Annotated in this window: 22 protein-coding genes; 8 read left to right on the top strand and 14 right to left on the bottom strand. The window is 40.3% G+C overall.

Annotation, left to right across the window (positions count from 1 at the left end):
- Positions 1-38 precede the first annotated feature (38 nt).
- Complete coding sequence (gene groL / locus AC1DQW_RS17770; protein WP_477455312.1) at positions 39-1,673, top strand: chaperonin GroEL; 1,635 nt, start codon at positions 39-41, stop codon at positions 1,671-1,673.
- Positions 1,674-2,037: 364 nt separating this feature from the next.
- Positions 2,038-2,826: a mechanosensitive ion channel family protein gene (locus AC1DQW_RS17765; RefSeq protein WP_477455311.1), complete on the top strand. Its 789-nt coding sequence runs from the start codon at positions 2,038-2,040 to the stop codon at positions 2,824-2,826.
- A 99-nt stretch (positions 2,827-2,925) separates the two neighbouring features.
- Here the strand turns inward: AC1DQW_RS17765 and AC1DQW_RS17760 are convergent, their stop codons facing one another.
- From AC1DQW_RS17760 to AC1DQW_RS17735, 6 genes are all read right to left on the bottom strand, one after another.
- Positions 2,926-4,272 carry a DUF58 domain-containing protein gene (locus AC1DQW_RS17760; RefSeq protein WP_477455310.1) on the bottom strand — a complete coding sequence of 449 codons (1,347 nt, stop codon included), beginning with the start codon at positions 4,270-4,272 and terminating at the stop codon, positions 2,926-2,928.
- Between the two features lie 9 nt (positions 4,273-4,281).
- Entirely contained in the window at positions 4,282-5,259 is a 978-nt protein-coding gene (locus AC1DQW_RS17755; protein ID WP_477455309.1) for an AAA family ATPase, read from the bottom strand.
- A complete protein-coding gene (locus AC1DQW_RS17750; RefSeq protein ID WP_477455308.1) occupies positions 5,249-6,439 on the bottom strand; it encodes a DUF4350 domain-containing protein in 1,191 nt (396 codons plus the stop codon). Before AC1DQW_RS17750 ends, AC1DQW_RS17755 begins: the two co-directional genes overlap by 11 nt.
- A complete protein-coding gene (locus tag AC1DQW_RS17745; protein ID WP_477455307.1) occupies positions 6,436-7,068 on the bottom strand; it encodes a DUF4129 domain-containing protein in 633 nt (210 codons plus the stop codon). Before AC1DQW_RS17745 ends, AC1DQW_RS17750 begins: the two co-directional genes overlap by 4 nt.
- A gap of 103 nt (positions 7,069-7,171) precedes the next feature.
- Positions 7,172-8,056, bottom strand: coding sequence for a hypothetical protein (locus AC1DQW_RS17740; RefSeq protein WP_477455306.1), 885 nt, complete (start codon positions 8,054-8,056; stop codon positions 7,172-7,174).
- Entirely contained in the window at positions 8,056-9,015 is a 960-nt protein-coding gene (locus AC1DQW_RS17735; RefSeq protein WP_477455305.1) for a stage II sporulation protein M, read from the bottom strand. Before AC1DQW_RS17735 ends, AC1DQW_RS17740 begins: the two co-directional genes overlap by 1 nt.
- 89 nt (positions 9,016-9,104) lie before the next feature.
- Between AC1DQW_RS17735 and AC1DQW_RS17730 the strand changes: the two genes are divergently transcribed.
- Complete coding sequence (locus tag AC1DQW_RS17730) at positions 9,105-9,833, top strand: RDD family protein (protein WP_477455304.1); 729 nt, start codon at positions 9,105-9,107, stop codon at positions 9,831-9,833.
- Here AC1DQW_RS17730 and AC1DQW_RS17725 read toward each other — a convergent pair.
- Positions 9,815-10,180, bottom strand: a complete 366-nt coding sequence (locus AC1DQW_RS17725; RefSeq protein ID WP_477455303.1) for a DUF2752 domain-containing protein — start codon at positions 10,178-10,180, stop codon at positions 9,815-9,817. The two genes, AC1DQW_RS17730 and AC1DQW_RS17725, sit on opposite strands and share 19 nt — an antisense overlap.
- Positions 10,180-10,641, bottom strand: a complete 462-nt coding sequence (locus tag AC1DQW_RS17720) for a DUF5684 domain-containing protein (RefSeq protein ID WP_477455302.1) — start codon at positions 10,639-10,641, stop codon at positions 10,180-10,182. The genes AC1DQW_RS17725 and AC1DQW_RS17720 overlap by 1 nt, the downstream gene beginning before the upstream one ends.
- Positions 10,642-10,774: 133 nt before the next feature.
- Between AC1DQW_RS17720 and AC1DQW_RS17715 the strand changes: the two genes are divergently transcribed.
- Positions 10,775-12,202, top strand: coding sequence for an L-serine ammonia-lyase (locus AC1DQW_RS17715; protein ID WP_477455301.1), 1,428 nt, complete (start codon positions 10,775-10,777; stop codon positions 12,200-12,202).
- Positions 12,203-12,311: 109 nt separating this feature from the next.
- Here AC1DQW_RS17715 and AC1DQW_RS17710 read toward each other — a convergent pair whose 3' ends face one another.
- The 3 genes from AC1DQW_RS17710 to AC1DQW_RS17700 form a co-directional block, all read right to left on the bottom strand.
- Positions 12,312-12,971 carry an SGNH/GDSL hydrolase family protein gene (locus AC1DQW_RS17710; protein WP_477455300.1) on the bottom strand — a complete coding sequence of 220 codons (660 nt, stop codon included), beginning with the start codon at positions 12,969-12,971 and terminating at the stop codon, positions 12,312-12,314.
- Between the two features lie 68 nt (positions 12,972-13,039).
- Positions 13,040-13,795, bottom strand: a complete 756-nt coding sequence (gene lipB, locus AC1DQW_RS17705) for a lipoyl(octanoyl) transferase LipB (protein ID WP_477455299.1) — start codon at positions 13,793-13,795, stop codon at positions 13,040-13,042.
- Complete coding sequence (locus tag AC1DQW_RS17700) at positions 13,795-14,439, bottom strand: 4'-phosphopantetheinyl transferase family protein (protein ID WP_477455298.1); 645 nt, start codon at positions 14,437-14,439, stop codon at positions 13,795-13,797. Before AC1DQW_RS17700 ends, lipB begins: the two co-directional genes overlap by 1 nt.
- 200 nt (positions 14,440-14,639) lie before the next feature.
- On the opposite strand from AC1DQW_RS17700, the gene dcd reads away from it, so the two are divergent.
- The 3 genes from dcd (at position 14,640) to AC1DQW_RS17685 (ending at position 21,118) form a co-directional block, all read left to right on the top strand.
- Positions 14,640-15,176 carry a dCTP deaminase gene (gene dcd / locus AC1DQW_RS17695; protein ID WP_477405402.1) on the top strand — a complete coding sequence of 179 codons (537 nt, stop codon included), beginning with the start codon at positions 14,640-14,642 and terminating at the stop codon, positions 15,174-15,176.
- A 254-nt stretch (positions 15,177-15,430) separates the two neighbouring features.
- Positions 15,431-18,154 carry a TonB-dependent receptor plug domain-containing protein gene (locus AC1DQW_RS17690; RefSeq protein WP_477455297.1) on the top strand — a complete coding sequence of 908 codons (2,724 nt, stop codon included), beginning with the start codon at positions 15,431-15,433 and terminating at the stop codon, positions 18,152-18,154.
- 213 nt (positions 18,155-18,367) lie between these two features.
- Positions 18,368-21,118, top strand: coding sequence for a hypothetical protein (locus tag AC1DQW_RS17685; protein WP_477455296.1), 2,751 nt, complete (start codon positions 18,368-18,370; stop codon positions 21,116-21,118).
- 76 nt (positions 21,119-21,194) lie between these two features.
- Here the strand turns inward: AC1DQW_RS17685 and AC1DQW_RS17680 are convergent, their stop codons facing one another.
- On the bottom strand, positions 21,195-22,055 hold the full coding sequence (locus tag AC1DQW_RS17680; protein WP_477455295.1) for a hypothetical protein: 861 nt from the start codon (positions 22,053-22,055) through the stop codon (positions 21,195-21,197).
- A 109-nt stretch (positions 22,056-22,164) separates the two neighbouring features.
- Between AC1DQW_RS17680 and AC1DQW_RS17675 the strand changes: the two genes are divergently transcribed.
- Entirely contained in the window at positions 22,165-22,446 is a 282-nt protein-coding gene (locus AC1DQW_RS17675; protein WP_477405396.1) for an ATP-dependent Clp protease adaptor ClpS, read from the top strand.
- A gap of 100 nt (positions 22,447-22,546) precedes the next feature.
- Here AC1DQW_RS17675 and AC1DQW_RS17670 read toward each other — a convergent pair whose 3' ends face one another.
- Together AC1DQW_RS17670 and AC1DQW_RS17665 are read right to left on the bottom strand one after the other, a co-directional pair.
- On the bottom strand, positions 22,547-23,614 hold the full coding sequence (locus AC1DQW_RS17670; protein ID WP_477455294.1) for a branched-chain amino acid aminotransferase: 1,068 nt from the start codon (positions 23,612-23,614) through the stop codon (positions 22,547-22,549).
- Positions 23,615-23,754: 140 nt separating this feature from the next.
- The gene (locus AC1DQW_RS17665; protein WP_477455293.1) at positions 23,755-24,300 is read right to left on the bottom strand and encodes a hypothetical protein; all 546 of its coding nucleotides are present in this window, start codon (positions 24,298-24,300) and stop codon (positions 23,755-23,757) included.
- Positions 24,301-24,360: the final 60 nt, after the last annotated feature.

Genomic DNA, 24,360 nt, shown 5'->3' with positions numbered 1-24,360 from the left:
AGTAATTCAATAATTCATTAATTCAAAAATTAAAAAACATGGCAAAACAAGTTAAATACAATGTTGAAGCACGCGACGCCCTAAAACGCGGTGTTGATATTTTAGCTAATGCAGTTAAAGTAACATTAGGCCCTAAAGGCAGAAACGTAATTATTGATAAAAAATTCGGTTCGCCTATCATCACAAAAGATGGTGTAACAGTAGCTAAAGAGATCGAACTAAAAGATGCTTTAGAAAATATGGGTGCCCAGATGGTTAAAGAAGTTGCATCAAAAACTGCTGATATTGCAGGTGATGGTACTACTACTGCTACCGTTTTAGCACAGGCAATTGTAACTGCAGGTATTAAAAACGTAGCTGCCGGTGCAAACCCAATGGATTTAAAACGTGGTATTGATAAAGCTGTTTCGGCTGTTGTTGAAAACTTAAAAGCTCAGTCACAAACTGTAGGCGAAGACAATAACAAAATAAAACAAGTTGCATCTATCTCTGCAAATAATGACGAGGTTATCGGTTCATTAATAGCTGAGGCTATGGCTAAGGTTGGTAAAGATGGTGTAATTACTGTTGAAGAAGCAAAAGGTACCGAAACTGAAGTTAAAACTGTTGAAGGTATGCAGTTTGACCGTGGTTACCTTTCTCCTTACTTTGTAACCAATGCAGATAAAATGGAAGTTGAATTAGAAAATCCTTACATCCTGATCTATGATAAAAAGATCTCATCGATGAAAGAATTGCTTCCAATACTTGAAAAACAAGTACAAACAGGTAAACCATTATTAATCATTGCCGAAGATCTTGATGGCGAAGCATTAGCTACTTTGGTAGTTAACAAAATTCGCGGTTCACTGAAAGTTGCTGCGGTTAAAGCTCCGGGCTTTGGTGATCGTCGTAAAGCTATGTTAGAGGATATCGCTATCTTAACAGGTGGTACTTTAATATCTGAAGAAAGAGGTTATAAATTAGAAAATGCTGATCTTACTTACTTAGGTACTGCCGAGAAGATCATCATTGATAAAGATAATACTACCATTATTAACGGTGCTGGTTCTGCTGACGAGATCAAAGGTCGCGTTGGCCAGATCAAATCTCAGATCGAATCAACTACATCTGATTACGACCGCGAAAAATTACAGGAACGTTTAGCCAAATTATCTGGTGGTGTTGCTGTGCTTTACGTAGGTGCTGCTACAGAGGTTGAAATGAAAGAGAAAAAAGACCGTGTTGACGATGCTTTACATGCAACCCGTGCGGCTGTTGAAGAAGGTATTGTTGCAGGTGGTGGTGTAGCTTTCATCCGCGCGGTTGCTGCTTTAGCTGATCTTAAAGGTGAAAACGAAGATGAGAACACTGGTATCCAGATCATCCGTCGTGCTATTGAAGAGCCTTTACGTCAGATCTGCGAAAACGCAGGTATTGAAGGATCTATCGTTGTGCAGAAAGTTAAAGAAGGCACTGCCGACTTTGGTTACAATGCACGTACCGATAAATACGAAAACCTGATTGGTGCAGGCGTTATCGACCCTACTAAAGTTGGTCGTGTAGCTTTAGAAAATGCAGCTTCAATTGCAGCTATGTTGTTAACAACAGAAGTTGTATTGGCTGATGATCCTGAAGATGAAAAAGCTGGCGGTCCACCAATGGGTGGCGGTGGCATGGGTGGAATGATGTAAGCCCCCGGCCCCCTAAAGGGGGTGTATTAAAATATATACTATTTGAAACCCTGTATGCTTTTGCATACAGGGTTTCTTTTTTTAAAAGGATATCCATAGTCATTCAAACGTAAACGGATGGTCATTAATTAATCATTTGATTAATTTAGAAATTTATCTGTAGCGTTAATGTGTAGTTTTGCGTAACAATCCTAAAAGCTTAAACCTTAGGCACAGGATTTGAATAAAGCACATCACAATGAAAGTTATAATACAAAAATCAAAACAATTGCAAAGTGCCATAGTAGATTKGTTACTATTTAAAGGCCCCGAATTATTCATTACTATTTACGGTAAGTAATTAATTTTTACTTTTGCTTCAATTATGGAAGTAAAAGAGTTTTATCAGCTGTTCCACGTTTGGCTGGTTACCAAAGGCCCCAAATACGTAGCCGGAATAATCATATTTTTTATAGGTCTGTGGTTCATTAAATTTCTACGGACGCGGCTCCGCGACCGGATGCTCAAAAAAGGCGTTCATTCTTCATTACAACCCTTCTTTTTAAGTTTAACAATTACTTCGCTTTACGTATTGCTGGTGGTTTGGGTAATGAATATCATGACCTGGGAAATGACCGTTTTCACAACCATAATAGGAGCTTTCAGCGTTGCAGCAGGTTTAGCGCTATCCGGAACTTTTCAAAATTTTGCCGGTGGTATACTTATACTTTTACTGAAACCATTTGAGCTTGATGACAGTATCCTTGCGCAGGGGCAGGATGGCAGGGTAACATCAATACAAATGTTTTATACCGTTTTAATTACGGCCGATAATAAAACGGTTATTATACCCAATGGTAAGCTGTTTAATGAGGTTATTGTAAACATAACCCGCGAAGGCAGGCGCCGTCTCGATTTCGAGATCAAGATAGCTTATACCAATGATCTGGAAAAGGTAAAGACTATTATCAATACTGCGATCAGCTCAAACAGGGAACTCCTTACAGAACCTGCAGCAAGGGTAGGTATCATCAGCATGGAAATAGATTCGGTACGTATAGCGATAAATGTATGGGTAGAGCCTGCTAATTTTTTAACAGCCAAGATGACTCTGCAGGAAAAGATCTTTAAAGATTTTAGTGCTAATGGCATTGCTTTTCCAAAGGCAGGATAGGGGAAGGAACCAAGACATCGGACTTTTTTGTTTGCTGAACGATAAAAAAATCGTGAGCGCAGCAAAGTCTATCTCTTGGTTTTTGCTTCTTGACCCTTATTATATCTTCTGCTTAGCCTTAAGCTCCAAATATTTATTAATTGTATTAACCGTCAGATTTTGAGGTGGGCTTAATATAGATTGTATCCCGTATTTGGCCAGCTCCTTTACAATAAGCTTTTTATCGTAGGCGAATTTTTCGGCAATGGTTTTTATGTAAATCCCTTCAACATCCTTTGCGGGTTTTTCGCTTAGGGTTTTAAGTTCGGTGTTTTCAAAAAACACCACCAATAGCAAATGGAATCTGGCAATTCTTTTTAAATAAGGTAACTGCCTTTCCAGTGCATTCATGCTTTCATAGTTGGTAAAAAACACTACCAGGCTGCGTTGCTTTATTACATTTCGAATGGTACTGTACAGCAGTTCCATATTGGTTTCCAGGTAGCGTGTCTTTTCCTTGTATAAAACTTCCAGTATCTTATTCAACTGTGCCGGCCTCCTATCGGCAGGGACAACGGCTCCTATCTTTTCCGAGGCGGTGATCAAGCCAGCTTTATCTTCTTTTATCAGCGCTRCACTCGATAATACCAGGCTGGCATTTATGGCATAATCAAGCAGGCTCAGCCCATCAAAAGGCATTTTCATTGCCCTTGATTTATCAATTATACAATATACATGCTGCGATTTTTCGTCGGTGTAGGAGTTAACCATCAGGTTGCCTTGTCTTGCGGTGGCTTTCCAGTTAATGGTACGGTAATCATCACCTGCAACATAATTTTTTACCTGTTCAAATTCAAGGCTGTGGCCAATACGCCGTATTTTTTTTATGCCGATATCAGTTAAGCGGTTTGATATTGCCATCAGCTCGTATTTCCGCATTTGCAGGAAGGATGGGTATACCGGTAGTGTCTCGGCTTGTTCAAATGTGTAACGCCGCCTGATAAACCCTAATGGCGATTTAGTGTAAACATGAATATCGCCAAACTCATATTCGCCGCGTTTGGTGGGGCGCAGTACGTAACCGATCAGTTTACGCTCTCGTGGTTTCAGATGGGTTTTAAACCAGATATCCCGCTTTTGAAATTGGAAAGGGATTTCATCAATAATGCCTGCGCTTATATTAAATGGATACCAGTTTTCAATGTATACACCAAGGTCGTTATCGTCGCTATTGCTTAGTCTTTCTGGTGCGTGGCGTTTTGCAAACACGCCATTCGTGGTTTTGTATAGCATCACAATATCAATTAAGACCAATGATAATAATAGCCAAAACACCAATTCTGGAATAAAACCCAGCCAGGAGAAAAAGAAGGAAAGCAGGAATAATACCGCGCAGGCGCCCAAGCCTGCAAAAAGGCGGTTGGTTAAAAAAAGATTTTTATAAAACAGGCCGTAGATTTTTTTCACTCCGGTATATTATCTTGGTATTTCTAATTTTTGGATAATCTGGGCTACAACCTCATCAGGGCTTACCCCTTCCATTTCTTTATCCGGGGTAAGCATAATACGGTGCCTTAAAACAGGGGCAGCTACGTACGTAATATCTTCGGGAGTAACAAAATCCCGCCCCCTGATAGCTGCCAATGCTTTAGCCCCATTAATCATGGCCAGCGATGCGCGTGGCGAACCACCCAGGTATAATGACTTATGGTTGCGGCTTTCGTATACTATTTTAGCAGTAAACTCCAGCAGTTTATCTTCAACATGCAGTGCCTTTACCTGTTGCCTTAATGCAATAACATCCGCAGCCGATAAAACGGGCTCAACATGGCTTAGTTGGTCTGTTGTTTTTTGACTGTGCTGTTGGCTTATAATGGCAATTTCCTCTTCAAGCGTTGGGTATTTGATCTCTATTTTAAACAGAAACCTATCCAGCTGTGCTTCTGGCAGGCGGTAGGTACCTTCATGCTCAACCGGATTTTGGGTAGCCAATACGGTAAAAGGTTCCTGCATTTTATAAGTACGGCCATCAATGGTAACCTGGCGTTCTTCCATCACTTCAAACAATGCTGATTGTGTTTTGGCAGGCGCCCGGTTTATTTCATCTATAAGGATAATATTACCAAATATGGGGCCTTGCTTAAATTCAAATTCGGTTGATTTAGGATTGAAAACCGATGTACCCAGGATATCAGATGGCATCAGATCCGGTGTAAACTGTATCCGCGAATATTTGGCATCTATAGCTTTCGAGATCAGCTTAGCTGTAAGCGTTTTGGCTACACCGGGTACTCCTTCTATCAGAATATGCCCATCGGCCAGGATGCCGGCAATCAGGAGGTCGATTGATTCCTGCTGACCTACAATTATTTTAGCCAGTGTAGCTTTTATTTGTTCAACCGCAGTGCTCAGCTTGCTCATATCGGTTCGTTGTTCAAAAATGTCATTTTCCATAATACCTGGATTGCGTATAAAATTGTTCAATAAGATGGTTAAGTTGTATCAGTTCCTGATCGGTGATGTGTCCGCGGGTATTTATAAAATTTATAGCGTTCACAATATTGCCTGCCAGTAAGGGCTCAATGCCGGTTTTTTTTACCATTATTTCAGTAAATTCCTCGTCCAGCTTGCTGGTTTTCAATTTATACTGATCGCGTAGGTACTCTAAAAAATAAATTGTTTTTTTATGCGCGATATTACTGTTGTTTCGTTTTTCGTAATAAACCTGGCCAACTACAGTAACAAAATCAATAGTGGAGTTTTGCAGCGGTTCAATTACCGGGATAATACGCTGCCTGCGTTTTATCTCATAAAATACAAAAATTAACAAGCCGAAAAGCGATATATAATAGGCCCAACTTAAAGCCGGGTTTGATAAAAATACACGCATGGGTGATTGAGCATCGCCCGATCCCTGGGTGTAATACTCATCCCATAAAACCTGTTTGGTGTTTTTAAGGTAGGATAACGTTGTGGCGGCATAGGTAGCACCCTGTGGTGTAAGCAGGCTATAATTGCTTAGCATTTTAGGATTTGGCAGGAGGTATAAATTACCTTTACCAAAGCGGTATTTTATAAAATTGGCTTTACGGTTATCATTCCGACCCAATACGGTTGCCTTTAGTGTGTCAATACGATTGAAATAAAAGCTACCCGAGCCCTTATCAACCAGATATGTTTTTGCAGTGTCTAACACCGGGTTTAAGAACCTTAAAGTCGTTTTTCCTTCCTGAAAACTAAAATCGGCCCTCGTTTCAATATGCAGTTTTTTTTGCAGCAAAGTGCCAAAGTTAAAAGCTGCAATAAAAACATCATTGCCCTTACCAATATATTTTACCAATTGTTCATACTCGGTTTTGGTTACTTCTATAGCGGGGCATATTATGATGTATGAAGATTGCTTTAAGCTATCATTAGTAAGCGCGTTATAAAGAGGTTCGCGACGCGGATTAACTATGGCGCCCGGAAAAAGATCTTTAACCCGGTTGTAAATTATATAGGTGCCAAAGGGGGAGTTGTCTTTATTAATAAATGTTTCGGCCCAGTTTATAGGCTTGGGGCGGTTTAAGTTGGCAACTATATAAATGGTAAATAATATTGTCGCTCCAATGATGTAATATTTCAGATCTTTCATGCCAGTTGTTTTTTAAAGTTTTGAAACAACTGGTTAATGTTTTTAAAAGCATGGCTATCAATAGTAAAGCCACCATACCAAACATATTCAAACTGGCGCGTTAATAGTGTAAAAGCCTGTCGTAATGAGGGGTCGTTTAATTCATAAATGTAAGCAGAATTTGTTTTATCGGTTTGCCAGCGTATAAGTTCGTCATCGCTTAACTGTTTTAGGCACTTTAAATAAAGCAGGCGTACAGCCAGCCGGTAGTTATGCTGGGTTATAGCTTTTTCAATTTCGGCATCAAAGTTTATTTCATGTATATTTTCAAGTGACTCAGTATAGTGCAGGGTTTTGTTTGCCTCGCCCATCAATAGCTTAACAGCATCCATTCCCACAAGCTTGAAGCTTACATACACCAATAAGCCAACAGCAAGCGCCAGGAAGGTATATTTAATAAACGCGCCGGCTAATGGGCTGCTATGGAGTTTGCCAAAAAGCGTATTCCAGAAATAAGCCCAAAATCTGTCCCAGGCACTGGGGGCTTCTACAACAAAACCGTTGTAATTAAATTCCCTGACCTTTTTGTATGCATTGAGTGAATCGGCGTTGAACTTTTTAGCAACAATGGCCGAAGTATCTGTTTGCAACTTTGCAGGTGTTTTTTTTATCGGTGTAACGGAGACCCCACATAAAAAGAAACACGGTATCAGGATCAATAAAAAGGGATATAATAACCGCTTTTGCATAAACTCAATATTGTTCGGCAGGCAAATCATTGCTGTTATCGGCACTTTTGCCAAACATGTCAATCCGGCTTAAAATACCAGTGCCATCCTTTTGTTCCGAAAGGCTGAAATAGCACATAGTTAATGCAATTGCAGGTAATGTATAGGTAAGCATTATAATATTTTGCATAATGCTAAAGAAAATTATGAGTGGTGCGGTAAAGCTTTTGAGTGATAAAAATGCGCGGCTCGCCGCTATAATACTCAAAGGTACGTTAACACAGGCGCCTAAAACACTTACAATAATACTCATAACGATGATAACACCAAAAACCATCCACCAGTTGTCTTTAACAAGCGTAAAACTTTTATTAAAAGCATACCTGAAGGATGTGTTTTCCATAACTATAATAGGAAATATAAGGTAAAGTGCCGGCATCAGGTATATACCGGGAATAACACATAAAAGGAAACCTACTACAAATAGCAATACTATTAATATACTACTGCCCAAGGCCCTCCAGAAGTAGTATTTAAAAAATCCCCAAACCTCGGCAAAAGTAGGTTGCTTATCTTTTCGTTCCAGGTAAACAGCAATATAACAAAGCGTAACCAGGTATATGGTTAGCTGCGCAAATACCAGTATAAAAGCATTAACAACAGCTGTCATAACATATGAATAAGCTGTTGTAGCTGAATCATAGGTATCGGGATTGAATTTTGTGGTGGATATGCCTACTAATTTTAGTTGCGTGAGGGCCGTTGTAGTGGCACCCGCCAGCACAAAAAAGCCGCATATAATAAACAAAGTTTTAAATAAGGGTTTAAAGTTTTCCTTTAAAAAAGTGAAGGTATCATTTATAATTTCACCAAAATCGCGTACGCGTCTTAACTCAATAGGTTGTTTCATTAATTTATTAGGTTAGGGGTTAGTTTTTTATTTAGTAATGCAGGATATAATATCACATACCAGATTATAAATATCAGCGATGATGCTAAAATGGTTATGCTTAACCAGGCAGGCATTTCGGTATGCCGGGTTACAAAACTTTCAAAAAAGGCGGCAATAAGAATAACAGGGATTATACCGATGGTTATTTTTAAACCTGTTTTTGCGCCATTTTTTACCGATACCAAACGGGTATATGTTTTAGGGAAAAGCAAGCTGTTTCCCAGTATGAGTCCCGCTGCGCCCGCAATTATAAATGATGAAATTTCTAATGTGCCATGAATCCATATCACCAGTACAGATTGTAAGCCCAAACCTTTACTGAAAAAGTAATATTGAAACGAGCCCAGCATAATGCCATTTTGCAAACACACATATAAAGTGCCTACCGAAAAAAATATACCAAGCGCAAAAAAAATGATAGCCACTTTTGTGTTGTTGGCCGCTATCATAAGGTACATCGCGAAAGATGAACCATCCTTATATACACCAAAAGGATCGCCTTTAGCTATGTTATGGTTAGTCATGTTCACATAATCATCGCCCATGATCAGTTTTACAAAATTGGAATCGTACTTTGCAGATAGCACACCCATCAGCGTGAAAATTATAAAAAAAACAAACGAGTAAAATAGCTGCCTGCGGTAAGTATAAAATATAAGCGGGAGCTCATATCGCCAGAAACCGATAAAGCGATTGGTTTTTTCTTTTTTATTTTTATAAATAGATTGATGGAAACCGGCTGCAAGGCCGTTTAAGTATTTTGTTGTTTTTGATTTTGGATAGAAGGTTTTAGCGTAGGCAAGGTCATCAGTTATAGCAATAAAAGCCGATGCAAGTTCATCAGGATCATTTGTTTTATTCTCCTCGTATTCCTTCCATTTTTTTGTACTTTGTTTAATAAACAGGGCTTCGCGCATTTTTTTAAGCGATTATTTTTTTGTTTAAAATACTCACAAAACTTTAATAAGCAATCATATTTTTAAATAACAAATATATCTTTGTTAAGATGCAAACGATAACAGTTCATACCACCCAAAATATTGATATTGATTATGAAATTGCCGGTATTGGTGAGCGCATTCTGGCGCTTTTAATTGATTATGCTATTTTTTTTGCGTTTTATATCCTGGGCATTATTGTAGCTATAAACGGCCTGGAAGGCATAGGTTTAAAGATATACATTATAATTGTGGTATTGATTTTTGCTTTTTACGATTTGGTTTGCGAGATTTTTTTAAATGGACAAAGTTTAGGCAAGCGCATTCTTAAAATAAAGGTGATCAGCCTTGATGGTAACCGGCCAACATTTGGCCAGTATTTAATTCGATGGGTATTAAGGCTGGTAGATTTTCCGTTAACGGCTTACCTTGGCGCACTTGTTTCTGCAATAATTACTGATAACGGGCAGCGCATAGGCGATATAGCCGCCGGTACTGCTATGGTAAGGACGCATCCGCGCACTCAAATGGATAACCTGGTATTCAGACCATCTGAAGATTCATATGTGCCGGTTTTTAAAGAAGTGAGTCAGTTAACGGATAATGACATCAATTTAATTGCTGATGTACTGCATAACTACATGCGAACCCGCAACAGTATGATAGTATATAACATGGCCAGGCGTATTATGGATCATTTGCAGATAGCCTTGCCGCCCGGTATGAATGATATGCAGTTTTTGGAAACCATTATTAAAGATTACAGTCACATAGCAGCTCAGGCCGATATATTGTAGTGCTTATAAAGTTCCCACATTTTAATGCAGTAGCTGATCAGCACTATACTGCCCACCAACATAAACAATGATTTTTTTATTATAAACTTTGGCGTATCCAACTTTAAGTACTTATCGGCAAGGCCGTAACCAAAAAATAAAAGTAAGGGGATAGCGGGAGGGTATAAACCAACGCTTTTATGAAAATCGCCCTGCAAAAGCGCAATAATAGAACGCTGAAAGCCGCAACCCGGGCAGTCAATGCCGGTTAAATATTTAAACGGACATGGTATTAAATGATTTTGCAGCCAGGTGATAAGCACCAACCGGCTGCAAAATATTTGTAACGTAATATAGTTTAGCTGCATTAAGCCTGCGGCGGATTGTTGAAAGGGTCTTTATAATCGGTTGAAGGATTAAATGGTTTATAACCAGTAAAACCGGCACCTGCAGGGCCTATGTATTGATAGTTTCCGAAGCCAAGTACCGGATAAAATATAAAGGGTAATAATATAAGGCCAATAGTAAAACCTTCACTTTGCCCAAAACTTTTGCTTAATAAATTCATAGTCCATATTAAAAAAATGATATTTACACATGGTATTAAAAACAATATGATCCACCATATGGGCTTACCAACAATTTCGAGTATTACAATAGCATTATAGATGGGGATGATTGCTGCCCAGCCTGGTTTGCCGGCTTTTTCAAATACTTTCCACATTCCAATAACCGAAATAACCCAGGATATAAGGGCTGGGATCAGCATTACACCAAATAAAGCAGCTTGAGCAGCGCTAAAATCCGAAGGAGAATTGTAATCGTTCATTTTTTTAAGGTTTAGCTAATAGTTTATAATATTTTTTAATTACCCCAAATTATAAATTTTTTAAATAGGAATTAAATAATCTATCATATTTATTACAAAGCTTCAATGGTTTATTATTTTTAATTTTGATCTGATGCAAAGAGAGCAAATTTCTGTATTTGATATGTTTAAAATAGGCATAGGGCCGTCAAGTTCGCATACGCTTGGCCCATGGCGTGCCGCCCAGCAATTTGTTCAATCGCTTGAACAGCATGGAGTGTTGGATTTGGTTCAACAGGTAAAGATCCTGCTTTACGGGTCCCTTGCCAAAACAGGCAGAGGGCACGGTACTGATATTGCCCTCCTGTTGGGCCTTAGTGGCGATGATCCRGTAACTTTTGAAGTAGACCAGATTACACCCAAAATTGATCATATAACCCTATCCCATCAATTGATATTGGGAGGGATAAAACCGATTGGTTTTAGTGTGGCCAATGACCTGCTTTTTTTGTTTAATGAAAGCCTGCCTTTTCACCCCAACGCAGTAAGCTTCCAGGCGTTTTTAAGTAATGGTAAGGCTATATCAGAAACCTATTATTCCATAGGCGGGGGTTTTGTGGTAAAGGAGGGTGCATCTGCGCAATCCAAACAGGAGGTAGATCTGCCCTTCCCTATTGATACTGCTGCCGACCTGCTGCACTGGTGCATGAAAACCGGCCTCAGGATTTCGGAAGTGGTGACGGAGAACGAGCTGGCCTGGCGTAGCGAGCAGGAGACGCGTAATGGCGTGTTAAATATATACAAAGCCTTAAAAGAATGTATGTACCGTGGCTGCCATACTACGGGTCAGTTACCCGGCGGTTTAAACGTTGCCCGGCGCGCTTTTAAATTGAACAGTAAACTAATAGGTAGTAATACTTATTCAAATTATGAGGAATGGGTTGCTGCTATCCGGAAAACGGGTGGGAGCTTTAAAAATATACTGGATTGGGTGAGTTGTTTCGCGCTGGCTGTGAATGAGGAAAATGCCTCTTTTGGTAGGGTGGTAACCGCGCCAACCAATGGCGCTGCGGGTGTAATCCCTGCTGTACTGCAATATCTTATTGTTTTTTGCGAGGGTAATACCGATGAGCAGGTTATTCAGTTTTTACTTACGGCATCAGAGATAGGCAGCATCTTTAAAAAAGGAGCTACCATATCAGCCGCCATGGGTGGCTGCCAGGCCGAGATAGGCGTGTCATCAGCCATGGCTGCTGCTGCCCTAACCGAATGCCTTGGAGGTACTCAGAGACAGGTATTAATGGCTGCCGAAATAGCTATGGAGCATCACCTTGGCCTCACCTGCGACCCCATTGGCGGCCTGGTACAGATCCCCTGCATCGAACGTAATACAATGGGCGCTATAAAAGCAATCACTGCATCGCAACTGGCCTTACAGAGTAACCCGGAAAAAGCTAAAGTAAGCCTGGATGCCGTGGTTAAAACCATGTGGCAAACCGCGCTGGATATGAACTCGAAGTATAAGGAAACTTCCGACGGGGGACTGGCTATCAATATACCTATCAGCTTGCCGGAGTGTTAGGGTAGATGTGCAGATTTCAGATTTCAAATGTGCGGATGATTTTTAAACGGCCTGTTTCTTAAATAGGGCTATCAAACTCAAAAGCATCTGTTTTGATTTCCAAATTTATTTACTTTGTAAACTGCATTAATATTTCGGGTACAAGCTTTTGAACCCACAGGTTATACATTTTGGCCGATGGATGCAGGCTGTCATTGGCCAGCAAGGTAAGATCAAAAGCGGCTTGTTTGGATATGGGGGTAATATCAATATAGTTAACACCTGCTTTGGTGCTTTCTTCCAGGTTGATAGCGTTAAACTGTTCTATTTCGGGCCCAATTTTGGCTTCATTGCCATGAGCAAAGGGTGTAACGCCATAATCGGGAATGGAGAGTACAAACACATGTTTTTTATTACTCTTTGCAAACTTAATGGCTGTATTTAAAACCTGCACAAATTTAGCACGGTAATTAGCCTGGCCATAACCTCCGTACTGATCGTTAACGCCAATAAGCAGGGTTACAAAATCGTAGGTTTTTGCTTTTATCGAGCTGGCATCTATCGCCGCTATCAGTTGGTCAGTTATCCAACCGGTGCGGGCAATAATATAGGGTTCGGAGATCTTAAGCCTTGATAATTGAGCAGCGAGCTGGTAAGGGAACGACTCGTGTGCCGTAACCGATTGCCCAATGGTATATGAATCGCCCAGGGCAAGGTAGCTTAAAGTATCGGTTACAGTGACCGGGGGCACAACTGCTGGTGGAGTAGGATTATTGGTATTATTCGGCATTGAATCAGTCTTTTTAACGCACGCGGATAGCGTACCTATCGAAAATAAAATTAAAAATAGTGCTTTCATTACATCATCTCCATATCAAACAATACGGAAATATGATGCTTTAAGATTTTTTTAACCTCATTAATATCAACCGGGTGGCCAAGCTCCTGCTGCATGGAGGTTACAGCCTTATCGTCAATACCACAGGGTACTATGTTTTTAAAGTAATCAAGATTGGTATTTACATTAAATGCCAGTCCGTGCATGGTTACCCAGCGGCTGCAGCGCACACCCATAGCACAAATTTTACGTGCGTTTTCGTTATCGGCATCAAACCAAACGCCTGTGTAGCCGGGGTAACGTCCAGCCTGCAAACCATAATCGGCAAGGGTAAGTATCACCGCTTCTTCCAGCGTACGCAGATACAGGTGAATATCGGTAAAAAAATTATCAAGATCCAATATTGGGTACGATACAATTTGCCCGGGCCCATGATAGGTAATATCACCCCCACGGTTAATGGTATAGTAAACGGCCTGTTTTTTTTTTAGACCCTCTTCATCTAACAATAAATGCTCGGCTTTACCACTTTTACCTAAAGTGTACACATGCGGGTGTTCGCAAAATACAAGGTAGTTAAAGGTTTCCGCGGCAGCAAAGGGTTCATAAGCATCTGCAGGAACCAGGCTTTTGGCTGCTTGGGTATAAGCAATCTCGTTGTTACGGTTATCAAGTTTGGTTTTCACCGTGGTCGAGAACAGGTCCTCCTGCCTGTCCCAGGCTTGCTGGTAATCTATCAATCCCCAATCCTGGAAAAAAACTTTCTTAGTTTTCATCACATATCCCCTTTTACATAACCAATCATATAATTCTCATATTGCAGGTAGCCCACTGTATAATCAATATTAAGGTCTTTTTTATGCAAATTAGCATTCAACACTCCGTGATGTTCAAAGTTGAAAGGTGCTAAAAAAATATTATTGGCAAAGGAAACTTCTTTTTGCCCGTTGCATTTATAAATGGCTTCCTTGGCGCACCAGCAAACATACAACTGCTCAATTTTTTTATTATCACTGATAAAAGCAAGTTCTTTGGGCTGCATAAATTTACCGGCAATACGCTCTACTTTTTGTTGTATTTGTTCTATATCTATACCTACCTTATGCGTTTTGCTGATCATTACTGCGGCATAATCAAAGGAGTGGCTTAGTGAGATATGATAGGGGAGGTTTACCAGGTAAGGTTTACCGTGCGAATCGATCTTACAGTCAATATATTCATCAGTACGCAGCATTTTGCGTAATAATACACGTGTGCCCAGCCAGTGCAGGTGACGTTTGCTTTTGCCCAGTTTTTCAACATAGGCTTTTTCGTTCTCATCCAGTTGTAACTGCATATACAGGTCATTAGCTTCCTCCTCAATTTTCCAGAGTGCAAACTCAGTATCATCATCAATGCGCTGCCTGTATGCTATTGCCATAAAAGTAAAATTGCAAAATTGGATGCAAACTTATGTGAAATAATTTTAATTATAATAATTGCTGTATCATAATCATAAGTTATTGATTTTTAATGTGATGTTTGCTGTTTTTTTATGCTTCTGCTGATTTTTACAATGTTTAATAATAGCCATCGCCTTTATTTAAATTTTTATAATTTAGGCCCTTCCAAAAGCAGGCTATGATATTATCTGATAAGCGCATTCTCGAAGAAATAGAAAAAGGAACCATTATTATTGAACCCTTTCAGCGCGAATGCCTTGGCACCAACTCATATGATGTGCATTTGGGTAAACATTTGGCCACCTATCGCGATAGGGTGCTTGATGCTAAAAAGCATAACGAGATAGATAGTTTTGAAATACCAAAAGAAGGTTTTGTTTTGCAGCCCAATACTCTTTATCTGGGCGTAACAGTAGAGTATACCGAAACCTATAAGCATGTGCCTTTTTTGGAAGGTAAATCGAGCACCGGTCGCCTGGGCATTGATATACATGCCACAGCCGGTAAAGGCGACGTTGGCTTTTGCAATACCTGGACATTGGAAATTTCATGTGCGCAACCTGTACGTATTTACGCTGGCATGCCCATCGGTCAGCTGATTTATTTTGTTGTTGAAGGCGATATTGAAACCCTGTATAATACCAAAAGTAACGCCAAATACAACAACCCTACCACCCGCCCGGTTGAAAGCATGATGTGGAAGAATAAATTTTAAGCAGGTCATAAGTTTTGCGTTTGAGTTTTTTGATTGCTGGAAATTAAATTTTTCGTTCCATTAAACCTTTGCATAAGTTTACAGTCGAACGCGTAACTTAGTGCCTAACCTATTATGAAAAAAAACCTTATCCTTCTAAACAAACCTTATACTTCTGTAAGTTTTCAATACTCAAAATTTCCGGCACTATACCCGTAACACACTTGTTATAAAATATTATAATATTTTCTGTAGATTGAATCTTATTTACCTAAATGAAAAACAAACAATTATCTATCGGTTTATTAATGGCTGTTGTTATTACGGCTATTATGGGCTTTGTCGGCCCGGGCGATGATCTGCTGCAAAAACTGGTGGATCAGCTTTATAAATGGCGGGACAATCATCCGCAGGAAAAAGTTTACCTGCAGTTTGATAAACCCAGCTACGCCATAGGCGACGATATTTGGTTTAAAGCCTACGTAACCATTGGTGGCAAGCACCAGCTATCGGCCCTTAGTGAAATACTGAATGTTGATCTGATAGACGAAAACGATTCGGTAAAACGCAGTATTAAGCTGCCATTATTAAGCGGGTTAGCCAGCGGTGACTTTGCCCTTGCCGACTCGATGAAAGAAGGTACTTACCGGGTACGAGCCTATACTAATTGGATGCGTAATGAAAGCGAAGTCTATTTTTTTGATAAAACCTTCACCATTGTTAATAGCATTAATAATACCGTTTTTACAAAAACCGCATTTACTTACAGCGTTCAAAATGGCAAGCAGAAAGTAAACGCACTTATTAATTATGCCGATATAAACGGCGAACCTTATAAAGCTAAAGAGGTAACTTATCGGGTAGAGTTAAACGGGAAAATTGTTTATAAAAGCAAAGGCATTACCGACGATAAAGGTAATCTTGATGCTGCTTTTATCAATACAACAGGAAATACGACTGCCACCGGGCATGTTATAACCGTTATTAAACTTGATAAAAAAGCGGTTGAGAAAGTAGTGGCGGTAAAAGCGGTATCAAATAAAGTTGATATTCAGTTTTTTCCCGAAAGTGGTAACCTGGTTAACGGCATAAACTCAAAAGTTGCTTTTAAGGCCGTAGGTGCCGATGGCTTAGGTGTAGATGTAAAGGGGACTGTAGTTGACGATCAAAACCAGCAGGTTGCTGCATTTAACAGTACACATTTGGGTATGGGAGTTTTTAAGTTGATTCCGTTTAGCGGCAAAACCTATAAAGCCCGTGTTACCTATGCCGATGGTTCCGAAGGGGTATTTGATTTACCCCGGGCAATAGATAATGGCTACGTTTTGGGTGTTGATAATTCGGGTGACAATAATATTGCTGTAAAAATACTACCGGGTAAAGATCTGCTGACCAGTGCAGCCCCAACCGGCAGCCTTATGCTGGTCGCGCAAAGCGGTGGCGAAATATTTTATGCAGCTAATAGTGCCGATGGCGGTGAAACCTTTAGTACCGTTGTGCCTAAAAGTAAGTTTCCGTCGGGTATTGTACAGTTTACCTTATTTTCTAAAAAAGGGGAACCTTTAAATGAGCGCCTGGTATTTGTGAAGAATAATGATGAGCTTAAATTGTCGGTATCATCTGGTAAGCAAACATATGCTCCCCGCGAAAAGGTAGACATCAGTCTTAACGCTAAAAATAACCAGGGTAATCCTGCAAGCGCCAGTTTTTCGGCATCGGTTATTGATCTGTCGAAGGTTGCTGTGGATGAAACCGCAGAGGAAAGTATTTTCTCGAACATATTACTTACATCCGATTTGAAAGGTTATATCGAAAAGCCGGGTTATTATTTTCATAATGTAAATGCAACAACCCGGGCCGATCTGGATGTGCTGATGTTAACCCAGGGGTATCGCCGTTTTGAATGGAAAAAGCTGTTGAATGATGTCTTTGAACCTATAGTTTTTCAGCCCGAAAAAACGTTACAGGTATCCGGGCATTTAAAAACCTTAGGCGGCAAGCCTGTTGCCGGTGGTAAAATCACATTGTTCACCACATCGGGCGGTGTTTTTATAATAGATACAGTAGCTGATGCCAAAGGCAATTTTGTTTTTAAAAACCTCGTTTTCAGGGATAGCATCAGGTTTGTTATACAGGCCCGTACGGCCAAGGATCGTAAAAATATCGAGATTGAATTGGATAAAATTGCCCCGCAAGCCCCCGGGAAAAATAAAAATGCTGCTGATATACAGGTGAATATAAGTGATGGGCTTTCGGCATATCTAAAAAACAGTAAAAACAGGTATAGCGAGGATATTAAATACGGCATTGGCAACCATACCATCCTGTTAAAAGAGGTGGTTGTACGGGATGTGAAAGATAAAAAAGAACTGTTAAAAAACTCCAGTAATTTAAATGGCCCCGGTAATGCCGATCAGGTAATTACCTATAAAGACCTGCAAAATTTTGGCGGGAATTTTACCAGCGCTTTGCAAATGAAAATATTTGGCGTAATCTTTAGAAACGGGGTGCCTTATTCAACCCGCAACCAAAATCAGCCAATGACCGTAATGGTTGACGGCATACCGGTAGAGGGCGATTATTTAAATAATTTAAATACAAACGATGTAGCGAGTGTTGAAGTTTTACGCACAATTGGTAATACTGTCATCTACGGTTTCAGGGGAAATGGTGGGGTATTGGTAATTACCACCAGGCGCGGAGGGGATGGTAGTAACTACAATAGGTATGCGCCGGGTGTGGTTACTTACGCGCCAAAAGGGTATTATAGAGCACGGGAATTTTATTCGCCACAGTACGATGACCCTAAAACAAATATACAGATGCAGGATCTGCGTTCAACCATATACTGGAAATCAAATATCGTAACTGATAACGATGGCAATGCTACACTATCATTCTTTAATGCTGATGGTAAAGGAACCTATAGGGTTTTAATTGAAGGGATAGATGTTGATGGTAACCTGGGTCGCCAGGTATATACTTATAAGGTTGAGTAAATAATTGATTTAATATTTACATATAATGTATCAATTATTGTGTCTATTTTAAACTTTTTGAATTTATTAATAACCTAATACTTGTTTATGTTTAAAGCCTTTGCCTTTTTATTTTTATTGTTTTTTTCCGTTGCTTGTTTTTGTCAATCCGTTACTCCAGGAAGTGGTCTAAATAAAAATGATAATAAAGCTGTAGTCGTCAAGGCCGACTCTATGCTAATTAATGTGGTGGCAAAAATGGAAGATTTTGCCCAAAAACAGGTTGCAGAGAAAACTTATCTGCAGCTTGATAAACAAAACTATTTACCTGGCGATACTATTTGGTTTAAAGCTTACACCGTTTCCGGGCCGTTGCATGAGTTATCACCGTTGAGTAATGTGCTGCGGGTTGATCTTATTAATGAAAAAGACTCTATTATTCGCCATATCAATTTGCCGGTTGATGACGGGCTTGCATCTGGTGATATTGCCATTGCCCGTGCTTTTAAAGCCGGCGCTTATCGCCTAAGGGCTTACACAAACTGGATGCGTAATTATGGTACTCATGGGTTTTATGAGCAACGGATCAGCATTGGTGCTGCTCCGTTTGGAGCACCATCTTCGACCCAGGACATCGCGAAAAATCTGGATATTCAATTTTTTCCGGAAAGTGGCGAGCTGATAAACGGTTTGCGTTCAAAGGTTGCAGTTAAAGTGATAGCGCCAAACGGTTTAGGCAAAGATGTTGAAGGTTCAATTATTGATAATGATGGTGCCGAAGTCGCGGTTTTTAGCACCGCGCATCTGGGTATGGGCGTGTTTGCCTTTACCCCGCAAGCTACTAAAACCTATAAGGCTAAAGTAACTAACGCTGATGCAACTTCTTTTACGGTTGATTTGCCAAAAGCAAGCAATGAAGGCTTTGTACTCACCATAAATAACAGGAGTCAGGATAGCGTTAGTGTAAAAATAAACGCTGCTAAAGGCACTTTTGATGCAAAGTTGCATTCAACCTACTACCTAGTAGCGCAATCTGCAGGGAAGGTTTATTATACGGCATCATTTAAGCTTGATGAGCTGGTTTATATTATTAACGTTGAAAAAGATCGGTTTCCATCTGGCATTGTTCAATTTACACTGTTGGCACAAAATGCCGAACCGCTTAATGAACGGATAGCTTTTATCCGCACTAATGATACCCTTAAATTAAATATAGCTACAACCGATAAAAAATTTACTACCAGACAGAAGGTGACTTTTAAAATGAATGCCGCGAAGGATGGCGGAGCAGGTGTATCTGGAAGTTTCTCGGTTGCAGTGATCAATGAAAGCAGGGCAGGGGGGGATGAAAATGCCGAAGGTACTATTTTAAACAATTTGCTATTAACATCCGATTTGAAAGGTAACATTGAGCTGCCCAATTATTATTTTAATAACATAACAGATAAAACAGTATCAGATCTGGATGTGCTAATGCTAACGCAAGGTTACCGCAGGTATGAATGGAAAAAGGTTTTCAATGGAAAGCCTGTCGTTATTGAATATCCTGCCGAAAAAAGCCTTGAACTAAAAGGATCGTTGAAAACTCCTGGTGGTAAAGCTCTGCCGTATGGCAAGGTAAACCTATTCTCGAGCAGAGAGAATGTTTTTAAAGATACCATCGCGGATATTAACGGCAATTTTATATTTAAAAACCTGGAGCTCACAGACACTGCTAAGGTTGTGGTACAGGGCCGTAAGCAAAACGATGGTAAAAACGTATCCATATTTATAAAGCAACCAGATAATCCAAAGGTAAATAAGCTTGAACCGATTAGAAGTGGTTTGGACGATCCTAATTTATCGGCGGACCAAAAGGCAATATTGCAGGAAAATTATTATGCCTACACCAAGCAACAAAAGGCAGATTCATTAACAAAAAACAACGTGCTTGGCGAAGTCGTAGTAAAAGGTAAAAAAACAATAGCTCCGGATAAAACCAATAAATACGGTACCGCCGAACAACAGGTAATCGATATGAAAAAATTAAGGAGCCCGCAGTTTACTTCGTTACAGGATGGGATATTTTGGGTTGCACCGGTTACACATGATGATCCTCTTAAATCCGGGCATAAAAGTTTATCAAATAAAGACAATCCGGATGAGGGTTTGGGCCCCGTTGTTATTGATGGAATTCGTAGAACCAAAGATGTCTTGAACAGTTATTCGGCCCAGGAGATAGAAAGCGTGGTGTTAGTATATGATAAACCACTTGTAAAAATCCCTACAATTGTAGTTACCACCAAAAGGGCTGCAGGTACAGATACCACCGTTTTGCAGGAAGTAAAAATTAAATCCAGCAAACTTAATAAGAAGCCCAACCTGGCTTTTTCATCAAATTTAAATGGGGCGGGCAGCGCAGACCAGGTGCTAATGGGCGATAAACTGAATGGCTGTATAAGTTTAACTGATTGTTTAAGAGGTAAATTATTCGGGGTTATATTTGACGGTAGCGGTAACCCGCTTAATAGCAGGAGCAGGAAAGGAATGTCCGTAATAGTAAATGGCGTTGTGTTGGCCGGCGACGCTTTAAAGGGACTAAACGGGGCCGATGTTTACAGCATCGAAGTATTGACCAGCGCTGCCTACATCAGTCTCTATGGCTCAAGTATGGCTGGTGGTGCTTTAGTTATTACTACAAACAGGGGTACGCAGGGGTTTGTAACCAGCGAATCGCCAACAGGAGTTATTACTTATCCTTATAAGGGGTATTATAAGGCCCGTAATTTTTATTCGCCTAAATATGACAGCGCTAACATTAATTCTTCAGTGCCGGATTTGCGTACTACCATATTTTGGAATCCCGATCTGATCACAGACGGACAGGGCAATACCTCATTTAGCTATTTCAATGCAGACACCAAAGGTACATACCGTGTAGTGGTTGAAGGTATCGATGGGAGTGGTAACCTCGGCAGGCAAGTGTATAGGTATAAGGTAGAGTAGTATTTGGAGTAAAAAAGGGATTATTGTAAATAGTATTATTGTATGGCTATTTAATGTAATCCCTTTTTATTGGTAATTAGTTTTGGTGAAGATAAAACTTCTCCCAAAAATCAGTCAATTTAGTCATTTCCGTCGGACTGCCTTCTGAACCAGCTCTACTCATACCTCCACCGCGTCCGCCCCTGCTGCCACGACCGCCGCCGCCCATAGCGCCGCCACGTCCTCCACGGCCACTGCCGCCCATGCTACCACCCGGATGTTCACCACCTTCCATGCCTTCGCCTTTTGGCCGTTGTATGCCATTTATTTTAAAATTGAATGCCCACTCGGTTTTGGTAATATCGTCAGCATGAAAAAACTGCAGTGGGATGGCCATTTCATAAACCAAGTTTCCGTCGGCATCGTAATCTATAGCTGCCTTAATGCCGTAAGTGTTTGATGTGGTGATCATATCGCCCTCAATATCTATAAAACCAACCACCTTAATATCGCGCAGTTTAGTTATCCGTTCCCGGGCCAATTCGTCACGGTCTTGTTGGGTAACTTCGCTATTATCGTCGGGGCGTTTTCCAAAATCAGGTTTGGTGCCCGGCTCTGCCAACGGGAAGGTAAGCGAAAAGCTTTCCTTCTTTTTGCCTTTGGGATCAATGCTTAGGGTAATGCCCGCATTAAGCGTGCGCATCTGGTCCATTTTGTCGGTAATGCGAATGGCCGCGTAAAGTGTGGTTTTGTCATTGGCCAAAGCATAATTTATTTTTTTCTCCTCGTTAAAATACCGAAGACTATCGCCCCAGTCTTTCAGGTTGCCATCAATAATTATGTTATTGGGCGGAGGTTGCAATGTGTTTTGATTGTTTTTTGCAGCCTGGGCTTTAACTGTACTAACTGTAAATAATAGGGCGGCTAACGGAACAATACTAGCGGCGATTTTTTTCATGTGTTATGGTGTTGGGTTGTCTATCCGCACTATTGTAGCAGGATTTTAAGTCAATTGAACATGATTTTAACACTTTTATTATTGTTTTTGAGTAATTTTGCGGTTACGTATGCCAACTGAAACACAGGAAGAAACATTTACCCTCGAAGAATTACTGACGGGCCTTAAAGAAGTTCGTCGCCTTATATTGTGGAATGATGATTTTAACACGTTTGATCACGTGATCTACTGTATGATGAAGTATCTTGATTACTCCGAGCCTCAAGCCGAAAAAATAGCCTGGAAAGTACATAACGAAGGGAAATGCGCCGTATTGGAAGGCTCGTTTACAGAGATGGAGATCTACCGCAAAATTCTGCAACAGGAGGGATTGACTGTATCGGTAGATTGAGAAGTCTGAAGGTTTGTTAATTATAAATTATAAAGTCACCGGGATATATTCAGGTCCTGAATCTTAAAGAACTCAAGATTCAGGACCTGGTTATTTAAAATTAACCTACCAGGTAATTCCATCCATGGGTATCTGGTTCACGGCCATATTTTACGGCATCAAGGGTTGCCAATACTTTTTGCGAAAATTCACGCGTTTTTGGGTCGCTTAAAAAGTACTCTTCGCCATCAACACTTATTGAGCCTACCGAAGCTATGGTTGCGGCAGTACCTGCACCAAATGCATCGGTAAGTTTGCCGTTTTTAGCGCCTTCAATAATTTCTGCCACAGAAACCTTGCGCTCCTCAACAGCAATACCCCACTCCTTGGCTAAGGTAATAACTGTATTACGGGTAACGCCATCCAATATGGTATCTTTAGCTTCGGCGGTAATCAGTTTGCCATCAAGCATAAACATGGCATTGGCGGCACCCATTTCTTCAATATATTTATGCTCTTTAGCATCTGTCCATATCAATTGATCAAAGCCCTCTTCGGTTGCTTTACGGCCAGGCAGCATCGAGCCACCATAGTTGCCGGCTGCTTTGGCATAGCCCATACCACCTTCGGCAGCACGGGTATAGTATGTTTCAATTTTTACTCGCAGTGTTTTTGAAAAATATGGTCCTACAGGGCCTGTGAGCACCATATATTTATAGGTTGCTGATGGGGTTACACCCAGGTAAGGATCTGTGGCAAACATAAACGGGCGGATGTATAAAGCATGGTTAGCTTTTGATGGTACCCATTCGCGGTCAATATCAACCACGGCCGCCATACTTTGTAAAAATATTTCTTCGGGCAGGGATGGCATACAAAGCCTTTCTGCCGATTTGTTAAAGCGGATTGCGTTTTTGTCGGGACGGAAAATAGTTACTTTTCCATCGGCATGTTTATAAGCTTTTAAACCTTCAAAAAATGCCTGGCCGTAATGTAAAGCAGAAATTGCCGGGCTAAGTCCAATCTCGCCATAGGGAACGACCTGTAGGTTTTTCCATTCACCATCAGCATAATCCGCCATAAACATATGGTCAGAAAATGTTTTTCCGAATGGTAAGTTGTCAAAATCCGTTTCTGCTAAACGGGAATGATTGGTTTTGGTGATCTTGATGTCCAGCGTCTCTGTCATGGCCTTAAGTATTATAATTAGAAAATGGCAAGTTAAGGAATTTTTTGTTGAGTTGTGTTAAGGAATTGATAGTTAGGGTAAAAAACTGATGGATGAAGGTGAGGATGACTTAAGGTAAGCCATTCCTTTTGCTAAGCTAACTATAGTCGTACTTGTAGAATTGATAGATTATCTTTATTAATAATCATACCACCCGACCCTAATTCCAAATTGCCACCCTTTTCCACCCAATCTTTCACCCCATCAGAAATTCTCCAGATGCTGTTCAGTTTATTAAGTCTTTTATCAATTAGCCGGGATACATTTTTACCCCAGTTTTTATGTTTTTCCCTTAGTGCGTCGTGTTCTATCCAGCCAGCCTTATAAAAAATACGACCAGGGGAGATCAATGATGGTGTTCTTTTGCAATCTGTGAATTCTATAATAGGATCTCTATAATAGTCAAATACAAAGCGGTTTTTATTATGGCCCTGAGTCATTTTTATTCCTTTAGCTTCCTTAAAATCATTTTTTAGCCACAGCGTAAAGCAGTCAGAATCAATTAACGTGGTAAGCTTGATAATAGGTTCGGGTTTTTCTTGTTCAAAAGATCCTCCGATAAAGATGTTAATTTCACCTGTGTCGATAAGGGTATTTAATATGCTTATCGTTTCATCACGGGTTATGAAAAAGGTTAATTGACTCATTGATGCGTAAAGGATTCTGGCTTAGGCTAAAGACTTACGAAGTTTTTAAAACTTCGTAAG

This window comes from Mucilaginibacter sp. P5_A4, assembly GCF_056400605.1.
Note: the sequence above shows the minus strand (reverse complement) of the source record. Positions and strands in the feature narration are given on the sequence as shown.

Excerpts from the sequence above, each read along its gene's own strand:
- AC1DQW_RS17665 (WP_477455293.1), bottom strand. The coding sequence starts at position 24,300 with ATGAGTCAATTAACCTTTTTCATAACCCGTGATGAAACGATAAGCATA.
- lipB (WP_477455299.1), bottom strand. The coding sequence starts at position 13,795 with ATGAAAACTAAGAAAGTTTTTTTCCAGGATTGGGGATTGATAGATTAC.
- AC1DQW_RS17750 (WP_477455308.1), bottom strand. The coding sequence starts at position 6,439 with ATGAAAGATCTGAAATATTACATCATTGGAGCGACAATATTATTTACC.
- AC1DQW_RS17710 (WP_477455300.1), bottom strand. The coding sequence starts at position 12,971 with ATGCCGAATAATACCAATAATCCTACTCCACCAGCAGTTGTGCCCCCG.
- AC1DQW_RS17680 (WP_477455295.1), bottom strand. The coding sequence starts at position 22,055 with ATGAAAAAAATCGCCGCTAGTATTGTTCCGTTAGCCGCCCTATTATTT.
- AC1DQW_RS17725 (WP_477455303.1), bottom strand. The coding sequence starts at position 10,180 with ATGCAGCTAAACTATATTACGTTACAAATATTTTGCAGCCGGTTGGTG.
- AC1DQW_RS17690 (WP_477455297.1), top strand. The coding sequence starts at position 15,431 with ATGAAAAACAAACAATTATCTATCGGTTTATTAATGGCTGTTGTTATT.
- AC1DQW_RS17675 (WP_477405396.1), top strand. The coding sequence starts at position 22,165 with ATGCCAACTGAAACACAGGAAGAAACATTTACCCTCGAAGAATTACTG.
- AC1DQW_RS17755 (WP_477455309.1), bottom strand. The coding sequence starts at position 5,259 with ATGGAAAATGACATTTTTGAACAACGAACCGATATGAGCAAGCTGAGC.
- AC1DQW_RS17670 (WP_477455294.1), bottom strand. The coding sequence starts at position 23,614 with ATGACAGAGACGCTGGACATCAAGATCACCAAAACCAATCATTCCCGT.
- AC1DQW_RS17735 (WP_477455305.1), bottom strand. The coding sequence starts at position 9,015 with ATGCGCGAAGCCCTGTTTATTAAACAAAGTACAAAAAAATGGAAGGAA.
- AC1DQW_RS17700 (WP_477455298.1), bottom strand. The coding sequence starts at position 14,439 with ATGGCAATAGCATACAGGCAGCGCATTGATGATGATACTGAGTTTGCA.
- AC1DQW_RS17720 (WP_477455302.1), bottom strand. The coding sequence starts at position 10,641 with ATGAACGATTACAATTCTCCTTCGGATTTTAGCGCTGCTCAAGCTGCT.
- AC1DQW_RS17765 (WP_477455311.1), top strand. The coding sequence starts at position 2,038 with ATGGAAGTAAAAGAGTTTTATCAGCTGTTCCACGTTTGGCTGGTTACC.
- AC1DQW_RS17685 (WP_477455296.1), top strand. The coding sequence starts at position 18,368 with ATGCTAATTAATGTGGTGGCAAAAATGGAAGATTTTGCCCAAAAACAG.
- groL (WP_477455312.1), top strand. The coding sequence starts at position 39 with ATGGCAAAACAAGTTAAATACAATGTTGAAGCACGCGACGCCCTAAAA.
- AC1DQW_RS17730 (WP_477455304.1), top strand. The coding sequence starts at position 9,105 with ATGCAAACGATAACAGTTCATACCACCCAAAATATTGATATTGATTAT.
- AC1DQW_RS17740 (WP_477455306.1), bottom strand. The coding sequence starts at position 8,056 with ATGAAACAACCTATTGAGTTAAGACGCGTACGCGATTTTGGTGAAATT.
- dcd (WP_477405402.1), top strand. The coding sequence starts at position 14,640 with ATGATATTATCTGATAAGCGCATTCTCGAAGAAATAGAAAAAGGAACC.